The organism is Leclercia sp. 29361, from assembly GCF_011290365.1.
Taxonomy (GTDB): Bacteria; Pseudomonadota; Gammaproteobacteria; order Enterobacterales; family Enterobacteriaceae; genus Enterobacter; species Enterobacter tamurae.
On sequence record NZ_CP049786.1, the window covers coordinates 158,690 to 177,555 of the forward strand.

17 protein-coding genes are annotated in these 18,866 nt (G+C 56.9%); 8 read left to right on the plus strand and 9 right to left on the minus strand.

Annotated features, from left to right (window positions below; genetic code table 11):
- Positions 1 to 32: 32 nt before the first annotated feature.
- Complete coding sequence (gene xylF / locus G7090_RS00765; protein WP_106995492.1) at positions 33 to 1,025, minus strand: D-xylose ABC transporter substrate-binding protein; 993 nt, start codon at positions 1,023 to 1,025, stop codon at positions 33 to 35.
- A 372-nt stretch (positions 1,026 to 1,397) separates the two neighbouring features.
- Here xylF and xylA point away from each other — a divergent pair, with 372 nt between their 5' ends.
- On the plus strand, positions 1,398 to 2,720 hold the full coding sequence (xylA, locus tag G7090_RS00770) for a xylose isomerase (protein ID WP_106995493.1): 1,323 nt from the start codon (positions 1,398 to 1,400) through the stop codon (positions 2,718 to 2,720).
- 58 nt (positions 2,721 to 2,778) lie between these two features.
- Entirely contained in the window at positions 2,779 to 4,233 is a 1,455-nt protein-coding gene (gene xylB, locus G7090_RS00775; RefSeq protein ID WP_166181198.1) for a xylulokinase, read from the plus strand.
- Positions 4,234 to 4,312: 79 nt separating this feature from the next.
- Here the strand turns inward: xylB and G7090_RS00780 are convergent, their stop codons facing one another.
- Entirely contained in the window at positions 4,313 to 5,308 is a 996-nt protein-coding gene (locus G7090_RS00780; RefSeq protein ID WP_106995495.1) for an acyltransferase, read from the minus strand.
- Between the two features lie 198 nt (positions 5,309 to 5,506).
- On the opposite strand from G7090_RS00780, the gene G7090_RS00785 reads away from it, so the two are divergent.
- From G7090_RS00785 to G7090_RS00800, 4 genes are all read left to right on the plus strand, one after another.
- Entirely contained in the window at positions 5,507 to 5,794 is a 288-nt protein-coding gene (locus tag G7090_RS00785) for a YsaB family lipoprotein (protein WP_371811847.1), read from the plus strand.
- Positions 5,795 to 5,953: 159 nt separating this feature from the next.
- Positions 5,954 to 6,865 carry a glycine--tRNA ligase subunit alpha gene (gene glyQ / locus G7090_RS00790; protein ID WP_003860141.1) on the plus strand — a complete coding sequence of 304 codons (912 nt, stop codon included), beginning with the start codon at positions 5,954 to 5,956 and terminating at the stop codon, positions 6,863 to 6,865.
- 9 nt (positions 6,866 to 6,874) lie between these two features.
- Complete coding sequence (gene glyS / locus G7090_RS00795) at positions 6,875 to 8,944, plus strand: glycine--tRNA ligase subunit beta (RefSeq protein WP_166181202.1); 2,070 nt, start codon at positions 6,875 to 6,877, stop codon at positions 8,942 to 8,944.
- A gap of 254 nt (positions 8,945 to 9,198) precedes the next feature.
- Positions 9,199 to 10,818 carry an ABC-F family ATP-binding cassette domain-containing protein gene (locus G7090_RS00800; RefSeq protein ID WP_166181204.1) on the plus strand — a complete coding sequence of 540 codons (1,620 nt, stop codon included), beginning with the start codon at positions 9,199 to 9,201 and terminating at the stop codon, positions 10,816 to 10,818.
- A 41-nt stretch (positions 10,819 to 10,859) separates the two neighbouring features.
- Here the strand turns inward: G7090_RS00800 and G7090_RS00805 are convergent, their stop codons facing one another.
- Positions 10,860 to 11,150 (minus strand): HTH-type transcriptional regulator, encoded by a 291-nt coding sequence (locus G7090_RS00805; protein WP_106995499.1) that lies wholly within the window; start codon positions 11,148 to 11,150, stop codon positions 10,860 to 10,862.
- A gap of 331 nt (positions 11,151 to 11,481) precedes the next feature.
- Between G7090_RS00805 and G7090_RS00810 the strand changes: the two genes are divergently transcribed.
- Together G7090_RS00810 and cspA are read left to right on the plus strand one after the other, a co-directional pair.
- Positions 11,482 to 12,192 carry a DUF3053 domain-containing protein gene (locus G7090_RS00810; protein WP_166181206.1) on the plus strand — a complete coding sequence of 237 codons (711 nt, stop codon included), beginning with the start codon at positions 11,482 to 11,484 and terminating at the stop codon, positions 12,190 to 12,192.
- Positions 12,193 to 12,461: 269 nt separating this feature from the next.
- Entirely contained in the window at positions 12,462 to 12,674 is a 213-nt protein-coding gene (gene cspA, locus G7090_RS00815; protein WP_032615822.1) for an RNA chaperone/antiterminator CspA, read from the plus strand.
- 55 nt (positions 12,675 to 12,729) lie between these two features.
- Here cspA and ghrB read toward each other — a convergent pair whose 3' ends face one another.
- The 6 genes from ghrB to G7090_RS00845 form a co-directional block, all read right to left on the minus strand.
- Entirely contained in the window at positions 12,730 to 13,704 is a 975-nt protein-coding gene (gene ghrB / locus G7090_RS00820; RefSeq protein WP_166181208.1) for a glyoxylate/hydroxypyruvate reductase GhrB, read from the minus strand.
- A 27-nt stretch (positions 13,705 to 13,731) separates the two neighbouring features.
- The gene (locus tag G7090_RS00825) at positions 13,732 to 15,012 is read right to left on the minus strand and encodes an MFS transporter (protein WP_166181211.1); all 1,281 of its coding nucleotides are present in this window, start codon (positions 15,010 to 15,012) and stop codon (positions 13,732 to 13,734) included.
- Positions 15,013 to 15,120: 108 nt separating this feature from the next.
- On the minus strand, positions 15,121 to 16,059 hold the full coding sequence (locus G7090_RS00830) for a sugar kinase (protein ID WP_166181213.1): 939 nt from the start codon (positions 16,057 to 16,059) through the stop codon (positions 15,121 to 15,123).
- Positions 16,060 to 16,063: 4 nt separating this feature from the next.
- Positions 16,064 to 16,813 (minus strand): sugar phosphate isomerase/epimerase, encoded by a 750-nt coding sequence (locus G7090_RS00835; RefSeq protein WP_166181215.1) that lies wholly within the window; start codon positions 16,811 to 16,813, stop codon positions 16,064 to 16,066.
- A gap of 101 nt (positions 16,814 to 16,914) precedes the next feature.
- Positions 16,915 to 17,931 (minus strand): substrate-binding domain-containing protein, encoded by a 1,017-nt coding sequence (locus tag G7090_RS00840; protein ID WP_166181217.1) that lies wholly within the window; start codon positions 17,929 to 17,931, stop codon positions 16,915 to 16,917.
- A gap of 169 nt (positions 17,932 to 18,100) precedes the next feature.
- Positions 18,101 to 18,763: an OmpA family lipoprotein gene (locus G7090_RS00845; RefSeq protein ID WP_106995506.1), complete on the minus strand. Its 663-nt coding sequence runs from the start codon at positions 18,761 to 18,763 to the stop codon at positions 18,101 to 18,103.
- Positions 18,764 to 18,866: the final 103 nt, after the last annotated feature.

Below are 18,866 nucleotides of genomic sequence, written 5' to 3' on the forward strand. Positions count from 1 at the left end.
ATGCGCCCCCGCCAGGCAGGGGCGATGATGGATTACAGTTCGCTCTTTTTATGGAAACCGTCTTTCACAACGGTGGCGTCAATGTTCTCTTTATTGACTTCGATAGGGGTCAGCAGTCGGGACGGCACATCTTTCAGGCCATTGTTTAAGCTGGCATCCGCTTTAGGCTGCTGGTCATTGCCCAGCTCAACGGCAATTTCTGCGGCGGTGGTGGCCAGTTCGGTGATCGGTTTATAGACCGTCATGGTCTGGGTACCGGCTACGATACGCTTCACCCCGGCAAGGTCCGCATCCTGCCCGGAGATCGCCACTTTTCCTGCCAGCCCCTGAGCGCTGAGTGCCTGGATCGCGCCGCCTGCGGTAGCATCGTTGGAGGCCACCACGGCGTCAATTTTGTTATTGTTGGCGGTTAAGGCGTTTTCCATGATTTTCAGCGCGTTTTCTGGCAGCCAGCCATCCGCCCACTGATCGCCCACCACTTTGATTTTGCCTTCGTCGATGTACGGCTTCAGTACTTTCATCTGCCCGGCGCGGAACAATTTAGCGTTGTTGTCTACCGGCGAGCCACCCATCAGGAAATAGTTACCCTGCGGCACTTTCGCCACCAGGCTTTGCGCCTGTAATTCACCGACCTTTTCATTGTCGAAGGAAATATAATAATCGATGTCGGCATTATTAATCATGCGGTCATAGGCCAGCACTTTAATCCCTTCGCGTTTGGCTTCTTTTACCACATTACTTAAAACCTGACCGTTATACGGAATAATAACCAGCACGTCGACGCCGCGGTTTATCATATTTTCGATTTGCGACATTTGGGTTTCTTCATTGCCATTGGCAGACTGGACAAAAACTTTTGCACCCAATGCTTCTGCCTTATTGACAAAAATATCGCGATCTTTTTGCCAGCGCTCCAGACGGAGGTCATCAATCGCCATGCCGATTTTGACTTCTTTTGCATGACTCGCCGTACTCGCCAGCAGCAGCGATGCACAGAGAGTGAGGCACAGGTTCTTTATCTTCATAATTTTTTTTTGCCTTTTGTAGGGTGAGGTTGCTGAGATAAAAGAAACAATCATTGCAAGAGACGTAGCAAATTCTTAACGGGGAACGGCAGACTGGCAATTACAGATTTTTATCTTCTCGTTATGATATTTGGTTTATTTTCGAATTTATGACCGTGATCTGATTTTAAATTACATAACTTATTAATTACACATGAATCTGGAATTTATGCTGTGAAATTCGTTCGGCTGCAAATTGTTTTTGCGAGCCAGCGCACGTTTGTGCATTCTCTCAATAGCAGTGTGAAATAACGTAATTGAGCAACCTGCGATCACTATTCAGTATTACTCCAGTATCTTCTTTTCGCCGCACCCCTGATTATGGAGTTCAATATGCAAGCTTATTTCGATCAACTCGATCGCGTTCGTTATGAAGGCCCGAAATCCTCTAATCCTTTAGCGTTTCGTCATTACAACCCGGACGAGCTGGTGCTGGGTAAGCGCATGGAAGATCACCTGCGTTTTGCCGCCTGCTACTGGCATACCTTCTGCTGGAATGGGGCCGATATGTTTGGCGTGGGCTCGTTCGATCGCCCATGGCAGCAGCCGGGCGAAGCGCTGGAGCTGGCGAAACGCAAAGCGGACGTTGCTTTTGAGTTCTTCCACAAGCTGAACGTGCCGTACTACTGCTTCCACGATGTGGACGTCTCCCCGGAAGGCGCTTCGCTGAAAGAGTACCTGAATAACTTCGCGCAGATGGTCGACGTGCTGGCCGAAAAACAGCAGCAGAGCGGCGTGAAGCTGCTGTGGGGCACCGCCAACTGCTTTACCCACCCGCGCTATGGCGCAGGGGCTGCCACTAACCCGGATCCGGAAGTGTTCAGCTGGGCGGCCACCCAGGTGGTGACGGCGATGAACGCGACCCATCAGCTGGGCGGCGAAAACTACGTCCTGTGGGGCGGACGTGAAGGCTACGAAACGCTGCTCAACACCGATTTACGCCAGGAGCGCGAGCAGATTGGCCGCTTCATGCAGATGGTGGTGGAGCATAAACACAAAATCGGCTTCCAGGGTACGCTGCTGATTGAACCAAAACCGCAGGAGCCGACCAAGCACCAGTACGATTACGACGTGGCGACGGTGTACGGTTTCCTCAAGCAGTTCGGGCTGGAAAAAGAGATCAAAGTGAATATCGAAGCCAACCACGCCACTTTGGCTGGCCACTCGTTCCACCACGAGATCGCCTCCGCTATCGCGCTGGGCATTTTTGGCTCCGTGGATGCCAACCGCGGCGACCCGCAGCTGGGCTGGGATACCGATCAGTTCCCGGTCAGCGTGGAAGAGAACGCGCTGGTGATGTACGAAATCATCAAAGCGGGTGGGTTCACCACCGGCGGCCTGAACTTTGACGCCAAAGTGCGCCGTCAGAGTACCGATAAATACGATCTCTTCTATGGTCATATTGGGGCGATGGACACCATGGCGCTGTCGCTGAAAGTGGCTGCCCGCATGATTGAAGACGGTGAGCTGGATAAGCGCGTGGCGAAACGCTATGGCGGCTGGAACAGTGAGCTGGGTCAGCAAATTTTGAAAGGTCAGTTATCCCTGACCGAGCTGGCGAAGTACGCTGAACAGCATAACCTGGCGCCGCAGCACCAGAGTGGTCATCAGGAGCTGCTGGAAAACCTGGTGAATCATTACCTTTTCGACAAGTAACGGGGATCGCCGGGCGGCGCTACGCTTGCCCGGCCTACATTTTTAAGGAACCCACGATATGTTTATCGGGATCGATCTTGGCACATCGGGTGTGAAAGCCATTCTGTTGAATGAGCAGGGCGACGTGCTGGCAACGCAAACAGAAAAACTGCACGTTTCACGGCCACACCCGCTCTGGTCTGAACAGGATCCCGAAGCATGGTGGCTGGCAACGGATCGCGCTCTGAAGGCACTTGGCGAGCAGCACTCGCTGCGGGAAGTTAAAGCCCTGGGGATTGCCGGACAGATGCACGGCGCCACGCTGCTGGACAAGGACAACCGCGTGTTGCGCCCGGCCATTTTATGGAACGACGGCCGCTGCGGCGAAGAGTGCGCCCTGCTGGAAGCGCGCGTGCCGACATCGCGGGAGATCACCGGCAACCTGATGATGCCGGGCTTTACCGCACCAAAACTGCTGTGGGTTCAGCGCCACGAACCCGAGATTTTTAGCCAGGTGGCGAAGGTACTGCTGCCAAAAGATTATCTGCGTCTGCGTATGACTGGCGAGTACGCCAGTGATATGTCGGATGCGGCAGGTACCATGTGGCTCGACGTTGCTAAACGCGACTGGAGCGAGACGATGCTCGACGCCTGCCATCTCACCCGCGACCATATGCCCGCCCTGTTTGAAGGCTGTGAGCAGACCGGCACCTTGCTGCCGTCGATCGCGCAGCAATGGAATATGCCAGCCGTTCCGGTCGTGGCGGGGGGCGGGGATAACGCCGCGGGTGCGGTCGGCGTAGGGATGGCCGATGCCGGACAGGCGATGCTGTCGTTGGGCACCTCCGGCGTCTACTTTGCCGTGAGCGACGGCTATCGCAGCAATCCTGACAGCGCGGTGCACAGCTTCTGCCATGCGTTACCCGGCAAATGGCATCTGATGTCGGTGATGCTCAGCGCGGCGTCCTGCCTGGACTGGGCGGCAAAACTGACCGGATTAGACAGCGTTCCGGCCCTGCTCGATGCCGCACAGCAGGCCGATGATAATGCGGGTACCCTCTGGTTCCTGCCCTATCTTTCCGGCGAGCGCACCCCGCATAACAATCCGCAGGCGAAAGGGGTGTTCTTTGGTTTAACCCATCAGCACGGTCCGGCCGAACTGGCGCGCGCGGTGCTGGAAGGGGTGGGCTATGCCCTGGCCGATGGCATGGATGTGGTGCATGAGTGCGGGCTCAAACCAACCAGCATTACGCTGATCGGCGGTGGGGCGCGCAGCCCGTACTGGCGTCAGATGCTGGCGGATATCAGCGGTCAGCAGCTGGATTACCGTACCGGTGGTGACGTCGGACCTGCGCTCGGCGCGGCGCGACTGGCGCAGATCGCGATGAATCCGGATAAACCGCTGTCGGCACTGCTGCCACAGCTGGCGCTGGAACAGCAGCATATCCCTGATGCCGCGCGTCATGCCCGCTATGCCGGGCAACGCGAAGTCTTCCGCAAGATCTATCAGCAGCTTCTGCCATTGATGTCGTGAAACGTTGCCGGGTGGCGTTTCGTTTGCACAGCCTTGTAGGCCCGTGCAAGCGAAGCGTCGCCGGGCAAGCAAGCCGTGCTTAACTCACAAACCTGCGCGTATCAATCCGCTGCAGCAGCATCGACAGCAGCAAACTGACCACCAGCGTGGCCGTAAAGATCCAGACGATATCCAGCAGCGGCCAGCTCTTTAATTCCACCCCGCGCGTGCGCAGAGCGTGGATCACCAGCGCGTGAAAACCATATATCCCCAGCGAGTTACGCGAAATTAACCCCAGCAGCGGCAGGGGGCGTGCATTGAGCGTGTTTTTTACCAGGGTAAATAATGACATCGCGCAGATAAAGACCATCGGGCCGCAGTAGAGATACCAGGTATCGGCGAAGGTGCCGCGCCACTGCAGCTCATGCAGCGTCCCACGGGAAATAATCGCGACCGCAGCAATAAAGAGCGCGGCGCAAATACCATTCAACCAGCGTTTGCGAGTATCCATCATCCCAAGGGCGCGACCCAGCATGCCGTACAGCACGTAATAGAAGGTGTCGCCGTTGATATACAGGTTGATCGGCAGCCATTCAAATCCATCAATTTTCTGCGAAACCGTGTTGGGGTTGGCCACGATGCCGATCACGATCATCAGCGCCAGCAGCATTTTACCGTTCGCGCTTTTCACCTGCAGCAGCGGAGAAAGCAGATAAATGACGATAATGGCGAAGAAAAACCACAGGTGATAGAACACCGGCTTTTGCAGCAGGTATTTCAGGGACAGCTCGCTGTTGATCGAGGTAAACAGCACGATATAGAGGAACGCCACGGTGCTGTAAAACAGCAGGCACAGACCGATGCGTAAAAAATGGCGCGGCTGCGCGCTGCGCTCGCCAAAAAAGAGATAGCCGGAGATCATGAAAAACAGCGGCACGCTCACGCGCGAGGCGGAGTTGAGAACGTTGGCGATATCCCAGTTAACGAGGCTGATGCTTGCGGCATTGGTGATATACCAGGTTGTGGTATGGATCATCACCACCATTAAACAGGCTATTCCCCGCAGATTATCAATCCAGTTAATTTTTTCCTGCATCCATCCCTCTGTTTATGCGTTAAAAAGAGTCTGACTGTGGTATTGCTACAGACGCTCACTGGAAAATTCTGAGTTTGCATCACCCTGCTTGTGCCGGGCCGGTGAGGTTCGCAGAATGCCGGGCGATAATCTATAAAGTTTAGAGTTTAAAAATAACAGCCACAGCAAAGGGCGGTAATAAAAATGATGATACGCGCGATGTGGATCCTGCTTTCCGCGTTACTGGCCGGCTGCGCGGCTCAGGAGACGTCCCCGGCGCAAAACGCGCAAACGAAGAAAGTCAGCCCGGTGCGTTCGCTGGACATGGAGCAGCTGTGTAAGGATCGGGCGGCCGAGCGCTACAATACCGGTGCGCAAAAAATCGACGTCACCGCATTCGAACAGTTCCAGGGTAGCTATGAATTGCAGGGTTTCACTGCCCGCAATGAGAGTTTCATCTGTTCTTTTGACGCAGAGGGCCATTTTTTACATCTTTCGATGCGTTAAGGCTGCCGCGTAATGAGCTGGCTGCGCCTGGAGGGTGTTGTCAGCACTGCTTATTTCCCAATTTTCCCTAAACAAACCCGTTTCGTACTGTATATCTTGCATCCGACGGGTATACTGATCCCTTCCATTCAAAACCACACGTATCCAGCACGAAATACTATGCAAAAGTTCGATACTAAGACCTTCCAGGGCCTGATCCTGACCTTACAGGATTACTGGGCTCGCCAGGGCTGCACCATTGTTCAACCTTTGGACATGGAAGTTGGCGCCGGCACTTCACACCCGATGACCAGCCTGCGCGCGCTGGGGCCAGAGCCAATGGCGACCGCCTACGTGCAGCCATCCCGTCGTCCGACCGATGGTCGCTACGGCGAAAACCCGAACCGCTTACAGCACTACTATCAGTTCCAGGTGGTCATTAAGCCGTCCCCGGACAATATTCAGGAGCTGTACCTCGGGTCGCTGAAAGAGCTGGGTATGGATCCGACCATCCACGACATCCGTTTCGTGGAAGATAACTGGGAAAACCCAACGCTGGGTGCCTGGGGTCTGGGCTGGGAAGTGTGGCTGAACGGCATGGAAGTGACGCAGTTCACCTACTTCCAGCAGGTTGGCGGTCTGGAATGTAAACCGATCACCGGTGAAATCACCTACGGTCTGGAACGTCTGGCCATGTACATTCAGGGCGTAGACAGCGTTTACGACCTGGTCTGGAGCGACGGCCCGCTGGGTAAAACCACCTACGGCGACGTGTTCCATCAGAACGAAGTGGAGCAATCCACCTATAACTTCGAATACGCGGACGTGGACTTCCTGTTCACCTGCTTCGAGCAGTATGAGAAAGAAGCCCAGCAGCTGCTGGCGCTGGAGACTCCGCTGCCGCTGCCAGCCTACGAGCGTATTCTGAAGGCCGCCCACAGCTTCAACCTGCTCGACGCCCGTAAAGCGATCTCCGTCACTGAACGTCAGCGCTACATTCTGCGTATTCGTACCCTGACCAAAGCCGTTGCAGAAGCTTACTATGCGTCCCGTGAAGCCCTTGGCTTCCCGATGTGCAACCGAAACAAATAAGAGGCGGCCATGTCTGAGAAAACTTTCCTGGTGGAAATTGGCACCGAAGAGCTGCCACCAAAAGCATTGCGCAGCCTGGCGGAGTCCTTTGCTGCGAACGTGACTGCCGAGCTGGATAACGCTGGCCTCGCTCACGGTAAAATTGAATGGTTTGCTGCTCCGCGCCGTCTGGCGCTGAAAGTGGCGAGCCTTGCGGCGGCTCAGCAAGATCGCGAAGTAGAAAAGCGCGGCCCGGCCATTTCCCAGGCGTTCGACGCCGAAGGTAAGCCGAGCAAAGCGGCAGAAGGCTGGGCGCGTGGCTGCGGTATCACCGTTGACCAGGCCGAGCGTCTGACCACCGACAAAGGCGAATGGCTGCTCTATCGCGCCCATGTGAAGGGCGAGAGCGCAGAAGCGCTGCTGCCGAACATGATCGCCACTTCGCTGGCCAAACTGCCTATTCCAAAACTGATGCGCTGGGGCGCAAGCGACGTGCATTTCGTGCGTCCGGTTCACACCGTCACCCTGCTGCTGGGCGACACCGTCATCCCTGCCACCATTCTGGGCGTGGCGTCCGATCGCGTGATCCGCGGCCACCGCTTTATGGGCGAGCCGGAGTTCACCATCGACAATGCCGATCAGTACCCTGCAATTCTGCTGGAGCGCGGTAAAGTCATTGCTGACTACGAACTGCGTAAAGCCCGTATCAAAGCGGACGCGGAAGAAGCGGCACGTAAGATTGGTGGTAACGCCGATCTGAGCGACAGCCTGCTGGAAGAAGTGACCTCGCTGGTGGAGTGGCCAGTAGTCCTGACCGCGAAGTTCGAAGAGAAATTCCTCGCGGTGCCGGCAGAAGCACTGGTTCACACCATGAAGGGCGACCAGAAGTACTTCCCGGTCTATGCCAACGACGGCAAACTGCTGCCGAACTTCATCTTTGTGGCCAACATCGAATCGAAAGATCCGATTCAGATCATCTCCGGTAATGAGAAGGTGGTGCGTCCGCGTCTGGCGGATGCCGAGTTCTTCTTTAATACCGACCGTAAAAAGCGTCTGGAAGATCACCTCCCGCGCCTGCAAACCGTGCTGTTCCAGCAACAGCTGGGGACGCTGCGCGACAAGACTGACCGTATCGCGGAGCTGTCCGGCTGGATCGCTCGTGAAATCGGTGCTGACGTCAATCACGCGACCCGTGCAGGCCTGCTCTCCAAGTGCGACCTGATGACCAACATGGTGTTCGAATTTACCGACACCCAGGGCGTGATGGGTATGCACTACGCGCGCCACGATGGCGAAGCGGAAGATGTGGCCGTGGCCCTGAACGAGCAGTATCAGCCGCGCTTTGCCGGTGACGATCTGCCGTCTAACCCGGTAGCCTGTGCGGTGGCGATTGCCGATAAGATGGACACCCTGGCGGGTATCTTCGGTATCGGTCAGCATCCGAAAGGTGACAAAGACCCGTTTGCGCTGCGTCGTGCTGCGCTGGGCGTGCTGCGTATCATCGTTGAGAAGAACCTGAACCTGGATCTGCAGACCCTGACCGAAGAAGCGGTGCGTCTGTACGGTGACAAGCTGACCAACACTAACGTGGTGGATGAGGTTATCGACTTTATGCTGGGCCGTTTCCGCGCCTGGTATCAGGACGAAGGCTACACCGTTGACACCATTCAGGCGGTTCTGGCGCGTCGTCCAACCCGTCCGGCAGATTTCGATGCCCGTATGAAGGCGGTGTCCCACTTCCGGACCCTGGAAGCGGCATCTGCGCTGGCTGCGGCCAACAAGCGTGTCTCCAACATCCTGGCGAAGTCCGATGAGAAGCTGAACGAGCGTGTTAACGCCGCGACGCTGAAAGAGCCGGAAGAGATTGCCCTGGCGATGCAGGTTGTAGTGCTGCGCGACAAGCTGGAACCGGTCTTTGCGGAAGGTCGCTACCAGGAAGCGCTGGTGGAACTGGCTGAGTTGCGCGACGTGATCGACGCCTTCTTCGAGAAAGTGATGGTGAACGTTGAAGATAAAGATCTGCGTATCAACCGTCTGTCGATGCTCGAAAAACTGCGCGAATTGTTCCTGCGCGTGGCGGACATTTCCCTGCTGCAGTAATGCGCCCATTGCCCGGCGGCGCTATGCTTGCTCGGGCCTACAGTTGTTTAAAACCCGCTTCGGCGGGTTTTTTATAATAAGTTGCGTAAAAATTAATCTTGAAACGGTCATTTAAAACCCGTTATCCTTTCTCCCGTTAACTTTCTCCCCCAGGAGCGCCCCCCAAAAATGAACAACCACGACTGATGAATTTCGATCCTTGCTAAACGCCACCGCGTCGGCAGGGGATGTTTTGATTTCATTCAGGAGTGCTTATGGCTCATTTTGCGCAATCCCCTTCTTTTATTTTGCATCAGGTGACCTGTCAGTTTGCGACGGGCGATACCCTTTTTGGTCCGCTGAATTTCTCTCTTGAGCCGTCGCTGTGCGCCCTCGTTGGCCGCAACGGCAGCGGCAAGACCCGGCTCCTGCGCCTGCTGGCCGGGCTGGACGAGCCCGCCAGCGGCCATATCGAACGTTTCGGCACGCACGCTTACGTTGCGCAACAGCACGATATTTCTCCGCACACTACGCTGGCCCAACTGCTTGGCTATGAAGCCATCTTTGCTGCCCGCAAGCGGATCGACACCGGCGAGTACCAGCCTGAGGATCTGGAGCGCCTCGACGGTTTCTGGGATATCGGTGAGCGGCTGAGCGAGGCATTCAGGGAAGCTCAGCTTCCGGCGTTTGCGCCAGACAGGCTGGCAATTGAGCTGAGTGGTGGAGAGCGGGTTCGCGCTCTGCTATGCGGCGCGTTTACGGCCAATGCGGACTTTTTGCTACTGGATGAACCCACCAACCACCTCGACCAACAGGGAAGGGCGTGGTTTTATGCCCGGTTGGCGCGGTATTCCGGCGGTGTGCTGGTGGCGTCCCACGATCGTGAGTTGCTGGCGCAGGTGCCGCGCATTCTGGAACTCAGCCCCTCCGCTTTACACAGTTATGGCGGCAATTACGCCGACTATCAGCGTCAGCGGGATGCCGAGCAGCAGGCTGCCCGCGCAGCGCTGGAGCACGCGGCAACCGAGCGCAAGCGCACCCGCGTCCGTATGCAGAAAGAGCATGACAACAGCCTGCGCCGCTCGGCTAAAACCCTGCGCACGGTAGATTCGCTCAACATCGCCTCGTTTGAGCGGGTTAAATACAAAGGCGCGGCAAAGGAGCGTCCGGGCTCGTGGCGCAAACAGCATCATGAGCAACAGGATGCGTTAAATACGGCGGTCAATCAGGCGCGGGAACGGGTCGAAGAGGAGTGTCCGGTGATGTTTACTCTTCCGGGCAGCCAGCTTGCGGAGGGTAAACAGGTGCTGGTCCTGGACAAGCTGGTGCTGCCCTATGTCACGATGTCGCCGCTCAACTGGCGTATGGACGGGCCGATGCGGGTGGCCTTGCGGGGGGCGAACGGCAGCGGGAAATCCACCCTGCTGAAAACGATCCTCGGCGAGTGCACGCCCGTCGACGGTGCCTGTCGCGTGTCGGTCAACGTGGCGTATCTCGACCAGCATCTGTCGCAGCTGGATCTGACGCAGTCCGTTATCAGCCATCTCAATCTGCATAACACGCCGCTGGAGGAGGGGGTGCTGCGCAGTCGCCTGGCGCAGCTGCAGCTGGGGGCCGATAAGGTTACGCTCCCGCTGGCAGAGCTGAGCGGCGGCGAGCGGTTAAAAGCGGCGCTGGCCTGCGTTCTGTGGCGGGAAGAGGCGACGCAGCTGTTACTGCTTGATGAACCGACCAATCACCTGGATCTGGCCTCAATGCAGGCCATCGAGGCGGCGCTGGCAGGCTTTCCCGGCGCACTGCTGGTGGTATCGCATGACGAGCATTTTCTGGAGGGGCTTAACCTGACGCATGACCTGGTATGGCGGGACGGGGAGTGGTGCGGTGAACGGCGGTAACAAAAACACAAACCCCCGCAAATGCGGGGGCTAAAACAATGTTATTCAGTCAATTGCTTACGGAGGGCCGGGTTAGCCTGAATCAGGCTCATCAGCTTCAGCTCGGTCATGGAGGGCTTCACTCTTTTCGATTCCCACTCCTGAACCATTGCCACGCTGACACCCATAGCTCGCGCGAAATCATCGTTTTTCATCCCTGTCCCTTTGCGTAAGCGCTCAAATTCCGTAAAGGGGTTAGACTTTTGCGAACGGGTCACCGTCTGCGGTACATCTTTAAAAACAATCTGTTCCAGACTGCTTAGCAGATCGAACATAGGATCTTTTAATTCCATTGAGAACTCCTCTTAAATCACACTGCGGGATCGTGAACATAGAGAGCAATTTAAGAATAGTCGGTAAAACTGACAGGAGATCGTAACGTGCGTGATTAATTGTTGGAGATACGTTTCGCTCGCTTGTTTTCGGGGTGAGTAACTATGCTAATGACTTGATTAATCAGTAGCGCCTTAGCATCAGGTATATTTTTGTAAATCGTAAGAATTTATATGGCAATAGCCGTTTTACATGAAAAGAGTATCTTGCAGGCCTGACCTGGACTATTCTTGGCAGCGTTGGGCACGCGTGTGCCGGGGTGCGCTTTTTTGGGTGAAAGGAGTAATAACAATGGCGACAGGAAAGCTCTGCTCTCGCTGGTTTGCGCCGCTTGCGGCGTTGTTAATGGTATTGAGCCTGAGTGGGTGTTTCGATAAGGAAGGCGATCAGCGCAAAGCGTTTATCGATTTCCTGCAAAATACTGCGATGCGCAGTGGTGAGCGTTTGCCAACGCTGACTGCGGATCAGAAAAAACAGTTTGGTCCCTTCGTTTCCGACTATGCCATTTTGTATGGTTATTCACAGCAGGTGAATCAGGCGATGGACGCCGGTCTACGTCCGGTAGTGGACAGCGTGAATGCGATTCGCGTCCCACAGGACTATGTGACCCAGCGTGAGCCGCTGAGCCAGGCAAACGGTGCGCTGGGTGTGCTGGGCCAGCAGCTACAGAATGCTAAAATGCAGGCTGATGGCGCACGCTCTGCGCTGAAACAGGGCGACGACCTGAAACCTGTGTTCGACAAAGCGTATGAAAAAGTGGTGACCAAACCTGCCGATGCGCTGCAGCCGCTCATTCCAGCCGCGCAGATCTTTACTCAGCAGCTGGTACAGGTGGCGGATTATATTTCGCAGCAGGGCACCCAGGTGAGCTTTGTCTCCAACGGCATTCAGTTCCCGACCTCGCAGCAGGCCAGCCAGTACAATACGCTGATTGGGCCGCTGGCAGCGCAGCATCAGGCGTTTAGTCAGGCCTGGGGCGCGGCGATGGCCGCAACGGAGTAGCGTCAGACGCGTACGTTGGCCGTATAAAAACCCCGCTGCAAAGCGGGTTTTTTTATTAAGGTAGAAAATAAAGCTTGTCTTTGATGCCGTAACTATGTTTAATAGTCCTCGTCGGTTTGTTACACAGACCTAAAGCAGTTTAGTTAAGCAGTCCAGATGCGTTATCCTTAGATACCCTTCGTAGTGACCCTTCCTTCATCGCTTAAAAATCTGTAACACATTCCATCATCGCGCCGGAAGGCAAAACAAATTTTTAAAAGGTAATTTCTATGTCTGGTAAAATGACTGGTCTGGTAAAATGGTTCAACGCTGATAAAGGTTTCGGCTTCATCACTCCTGACGATGGCTCAAAAGACGTGTTCGTACACTTCTCTGCTATCCAGAACGATGGCTACAAATCTCTGGACGAAGGTCAGAAAGTTTCCTTCACCATCGAAAGCGGCGCTAAAGGCCCAGCAGCTGGTAACGTTGTAAGCCTGTAAGCTTCCAACTCAGCTAAAAGAATTTAAAAACCCGCCTCTGGCGGGTTTTTTTCGTTCAGGGTTTGGCCTGCGGATTCACGCAGTTTTTATCGACCTTGCCCTGCAGGGCGTCGATCAGGTTGTCCACCGCACATGCCGCCATGTTATAGCGCGTCTCGTGCGTCGCAGAGCCAATGTGCGGCAGTGCCACGACGTTAGGCATCTGCAGCAACTCTGAGCTGCGAGGCAGCGGCTCCTGCTCGAACACGTCCAGCCCGGCCGCATGGATCTCACCGTTTTTCAGCGCCGCGATCAGCGCCTGCTCATCCACTACCGGTCCACGACCTGCATTAATAAAGATGGCGGATTTCTTCATCTTCTCAAACTGCGCTTTGCCCATCAGATGATGCGTCTCATCGGTCAGAGGCAGGATCAGGCAGACGAAGTCCGCCTCCTGCAACAGGGTATCGAGATCGCAGTAGCGGGCGTTGAAACGCTCCTCGGCTTCCTTATGCTGGCGGCGTGCGTTGTAGAGGATCGGCATGTTGAAGCCGAAGTGTGCGCGCTGCGCCAGCGCCAGGCCGATGCGGCCCATCCCAACGATACCCAGCGTTTTGCCGTGTACGTCGGTGCCAAACCAGTCCGGGCCGATGCTTTTGGTCCATTCCCCGGCTTTCACGCGCTCGGCCACTTCCACCACCCGGCGCGCACTGCTGAGTACCAGCGCCATCACCGTATCGGCCACGGTTTCGGTCAGTACGGTTGGGGTGTGCATCAGCAGGACGTTACGGGCATTCAGCGCGTCGACATCAAAGTTGTCATAGCCCACTGAAATGGTCGAGGTTGCACGAAGCGCAGGCATTTTCTCCAGCAGCGCGGCGTCCACTTTTTCGCTGGAGCCGAGCAGCCCGACGGCACCGGCGAAGGCGTCAGCGTGCTGCTGCACCGTCTCCGGGCTCAGGTTGTTGACCCGGGTAACGGTGAAATGATCTTCAAGGCGCTGCTGTAACGCATCAGGCAGGGCTTTATACAAAATGACGGACGGCTTCATGCTAATCTCCGTTGATGTTAAAAGGGTTCAGGCGTGGCGTGCGCCGACGGGAAGGTTCTGATTATTAGCAGGCTTAACAATTAAAGTAAGCCACACCGAGGCAAAAAGCGCCACCCCCATAAAGATGTACGAGGCCGACGGGCTGCCGGTTGCGCCATTCAGATACCCCACGAACCACGAACCAAAGAACGAGCCCAGCGCACCCATGCTGTTGATCAGCGCCATCGCGCCGCCCGCCACGTTACGCGGCAGCATTTCCGGGATGATGGCAAAGAACGGACCATATGGGGCATACATTGCCGCACCGGCGATCACCAGCAGGGTATAGGAAACCCAGAAGTGGTTGGCGCCAACCGCCCACGAGCCGATAAAGGCGCAGGCAGCAATTAACAGCAGCGGCCAGACGAACAGCTTACGGTTTTGCAGTTTATCCGACGCCCAGGAGACCACGATCATCGCGATGGTTGCTGCCAGATACGGCACGGATGACAGCCAGCCCACTTCGACCATACCGAGGTTATCGCCCGCGCTACGAATGATGGACGGCAGCCACAGGACAAAACCATAAACCCCGATGCTCCAGGTGAAGTACTGCATGCACAGCAGCACCACGTTGCGTGACCGGAAGGCTTCGCCGTAGTTACGCACCGCTTTCAGCCCCTGCTGCTCTTTATCCAGCTGCGCCTGCAGGGCTGCTTTTTCATCTTCCGACAGCCATTTGGCCTGCGCCGGTTTGTCTTTCACCAGCACCCACCAGCAGAAGGCCCAGATCACCGCCGGAACGCCCTCAATAATGAACATCTCGCGCCAGCCGAAGGACTGGATCAGGTACCCGGAGACCACCGACATCCACAACACCGTGACCGGGTTACCGAGAATAAGGAAGGTATTGGCGCGCGAGCGTTCGGATTTGGTAAACCAGTTGCTAATGTAGATCAGCATCGCAGGCATTACCGCCGCTTCCACTACGCCGAGGATAAAGCGAATGGCCGCCAGCGCCGGGATGTTATTCACCATCCCGGTCAGGGAGGCACAGGCGCCCCACAGGATCAGGCAGATGAAGATCAGTTTGCGCACGCTGCGGCGTTCGGCGTAGATCGCGCCGGGGATCTGGAAGAAGAAATAGCCGAGGAAGAACAGGGCACCCAGCAGCGAGGAGACGCCTTTGGTGATCCCCAGATCTTCGGTGATGCCTGCGGCGGATGCGAAGCTGAAGTTCGCGCGATCGAGATACGCCAGGCTGTACGTGATGAACACGACAGGCATGATGTACCACCAGCGTTTTACTGCATTTGTTGCACTGTTCATAGGCTTGCCTCTGTGGTTGAGGAAATGACCGCCGCTGTCTGTAGGGTGCAGGGTGGTCTGTTTGTTTATTCCCTCTCCCCTCTGGGGAGAGGGGCAGGGTGAGGGGATTTACTCCCCTAACTGTTGCCGGGTCGGTAATCCTTCGCTGTCGCCCTGAACCTGGATCGCCAGCGAGCCGATGATATTGCCGCGGGTGATGGCCTGCTGCAGGGTTTTCCCCTCGAGCAAGGCGCTGACCACGCCGACGGCAAAACCGTCTCCCGCCCCAACGGTATCGACGACATTTTCAACCCTGACCGCCGCCACGGCACCTTGCTCACCATCGGCGGTTTTAAACCAGGCGCCGTCGGCCCCGGTCTTCAGGATCACCGCCTTCACGCCGCGGTTCAGGTAAAAATCAGCGATCCCTTCCGGCGTTTTTTCTCCGGTCAGGATCTGGCCCTCTTTCACACCGGGTAATACCCAGTCGGCCTGGAAGGCGAGGTGGTTGAGCTTCTCCACCATCTCCGCTTCGCTTTTCCACAGCACCGGGCGCAGGTTCGGATCGAAGGAGATCGTCTTGCCCGCGGCTTTCATTGCGCCTGCGGCATGATCGAGCAGGGCGTATGAGCTGGCGGACAACGCCGCCGCCACGCCGCTCAGGTGCAGATGCCGTGCTGCGGTAAACCAGATTGGATTGAAATCCTCTACCGACAGGTGACTGGCCGCCGAGCCTTTACGGAAGTACTCCACAATGGGATCGGTTCCATCAGTGACTTTCGATTTGAGCTGAAAGCCTGTCGGATAACGGCCATCCAGGGTCACGCCTGCGGTCTCGATCCCCTCGTTTTTCAGGGTATCGAGCACAAACTGACCGAAGCTGTCATTGCCGACGCGGCTCACCCAGCCCACCTTCAGGCCAAGGCGCGCCAGGCCGGTGGCGACGTTCAGTTCTGCCCCAGCAACGCGCTTGATAAAGTGGTCGACGGTACTGAGTTCGCCGGTATTTGTGGCGACAAACATGGCCATGGCTTCGCCAATGGTGATGACATCCAGAGCGTGTGGCATGTCGTTACTCCTCGCGCAGCAAATTAATGTAGTGACGGGTGACCGCCGTCAGGTCTGGCCCTTCCAGCGGAAACTCGATTCCGCGTGGAGCGTCGGCAGGAAGCTGATCCAGCAGCGCCTGCCAGCGCGCACTGTCGTTGTCCGGCGGCACGGCGCGATACTGTTGCTGATGGGGAACGGCGGCTTTGACGTGGATATAGCTCACCGCAGGCGCCAGATGCTTTGCGGCCTCCTCCGGGGATTCACCCACCCACAGCCAGTTGCCCATATCAAAGGTCAGGGTGACCGGGAGGTTCATCACCCGGCAGGCTGCCTTGAAACGCTGCATCGGCGCCAGCTGGCCGCAGCGCGTCTGGTCGTTTTCCACCACCAGCGTCATGCCGGTTTCATCGAGCAGGGCGCGCAGCGCATCGAGCTGCTGCTTATCGCTGAAATGGCCGAGGGAGACCTTAAGCCACAGGGCATTAAGCGTCGCGGCTTCGGCAAGGTAGCGGGGCAGCATGGGATTGAGATTGCCGTCCGGGGTAAAGAGGGCATCGGGGGCGGAGTAGCAGGCCAGCAGGCCGAGCAGTTCAATGGACCCGGCCAGCGTGGGTAAGGACGCCAGTTCGGCGTCGCTGAATAACTCCCGGCGGATCTCGACCCCGTCGGCACCCGCACCGGCGATCACGTGCAGCATGGCGCGCTGGCCACCTGCTTCACGTACCTTGTCAGCGCCATACGCGGCGGTGACAACAATAATTTTTCTGCCCATTGGCGGACTCCATCACGTAGCTGATACTCTTTACGCTAGATGGAACCGGTTCCAAAGAAAAGTTCAGGATGCTGGATTTATGATCGCCATCACGAAGGGGGTTAACGTGACGTGGAACCGCGGACGATCAGCTCGCCGGAGAAGACCTGCTCGCGCACGGCCTCATCGGCACCGTTGATCCGGCGGACCACCTGCTCGACGGCAGCGAAGCCAATCTGCCAGGTGGGTTGTTTGAGGGTGGTAATGCCGACGCCTGCCAGCTCCGCCCACTCCAGCTCGTCAAAACCCAGCAGGCCGATGTCGCTGCCCCAGTGCAGGCCAATGCGCTTCAGCGCTCGGGCAATCTGCAGTGTCAGCGCGCCATTTGCGGAGATCACCGCCTTGCGCATCCCGCGATGGCGGGTGTGAAACTGGCGCAGGGCGTTGTCCAACTGCTCAGACTCGTGAAGTGGGATCTCGACGTTTTCAGCGACTACGCCAGCATAGCGGGCGAGAGTGGAGCGAAAGGCGCTCAGGCGTTCGCGGCGGGTATTGACCATCCCCAGCGGTTCGCTCAGGAACAGGATCGCTTCAAAGCCTTGTTCGATAAGGTGTTCGGTGGCGGTGGTCGCAGCCTGAGTGTTATCCAGTCCCACCACATCGCAGGCGAAGTCCGGGATTTTGCGGTCAATCAGCACCATCGGCAGGGCCGACTGCTGCAGGCGGTTGAGCCCCTCCTCGCGCATGCCCACGGCGTTAACCACGATGCCCTCCACCTGATAGCTGCGCAGCAGATCGAGGTAGTGCAGCTCCTGGTCGACTTCGTTATTAGTGTTGCACACCAGCGGGGTAAACCCTTTTTCCCGGCACGCGGCTTCGATGCCGCTGAGGACATTAACAGAGTAGGGGTTGGTGATATCGGCGATGATCAGGCCGATGAGACGGGTTTTGCCGTGTTTCAGACCGCGGGCCATCAGGCTCGGGCGATAGTCGAGGTCGGCGATAGCCTGTTCAATGCGGGCCAGCAGCGCGTCGGACAGCAGGTGTTTTTCGCCGTTGAGATAACGGGAGATGCTGGTTTTACCGGTTTTTGCGGCTTTCGCCACGTCGCTGATGGTGGACCGTGTTGATTTGCTCATCGCTGATTTCCTTGCTATTGGTGCGTACACCTTAGCGCGAAAATGCCCGGTGGCGCTACGCTTACCGGGCCTGGGGTTTGTGCGGCCTGATGCCCTCACCCCGGCCCTCTCCCACGGGGAGAGGGTGCAAACACTAAAAACGGCAACCAGGTTGCCGTTTTGCTTTTACCTACTGGATCGGGCTAAGCGTGATCTCCACGCGGCGGTTCTGCGCTTTACCTTCCGCCGTGCTGTTGCTGGCGATCGGATTGGCCGGGCCCATACCGCTGGTGCGAATGCGGTTTGCCGCGACGTTCTGGGTGATCAGGGCGCTGGCTACTGCGTCGGCACGCTGCTGGGAGAGACGCATGTTCAGATCCTGGCTACCGGTACTGTCGGTATAGCCCAGCACGTTCACCGCGGTTTTTTCGTACTCTTTCAGCACCATCGCCACGCCGGTCAGGGTGTTGGCACCTTCAGGTTTCAGCGTCGCGCTGCTGCTGTCGAAGGTCACGTTGTTCGGCATGTTCAGAATGATGTTATCGCCGCTACGGGTGACGCTCACGCCGGTTCCCTTCATCTTGTCGCGCAGCTTCGCTTCCTGCACATCCATGTAATAACCGGCCCCGCCGCCCAGCGCGGCACCTGCTGCGGCACCAATCAGAGCGCCTTTGCCGCGATCTTTCTTCGAGGAGGAGAGTGCGCCAACGCCTGCGCCGACCAGGGAGCCGATGCCCGCGCCGATGCCCGATTTACCCGCTTCGCGTTCGCCGGTGTAAGGGTTGGTGGTGCAGCCTGAAACAACCAGTGCGCCGCTGACTACGGCGGCAATCATAAGTGCGCTTTTTTTCATCTTCTTTCCTTAAGCTTTTTTATTCTTTGCCACGACGGGCGTGGCGGTTGATTATGACGTGCAGTTACGGAGAAAATTCCGGGGATAACTCTTAAATTTGTGA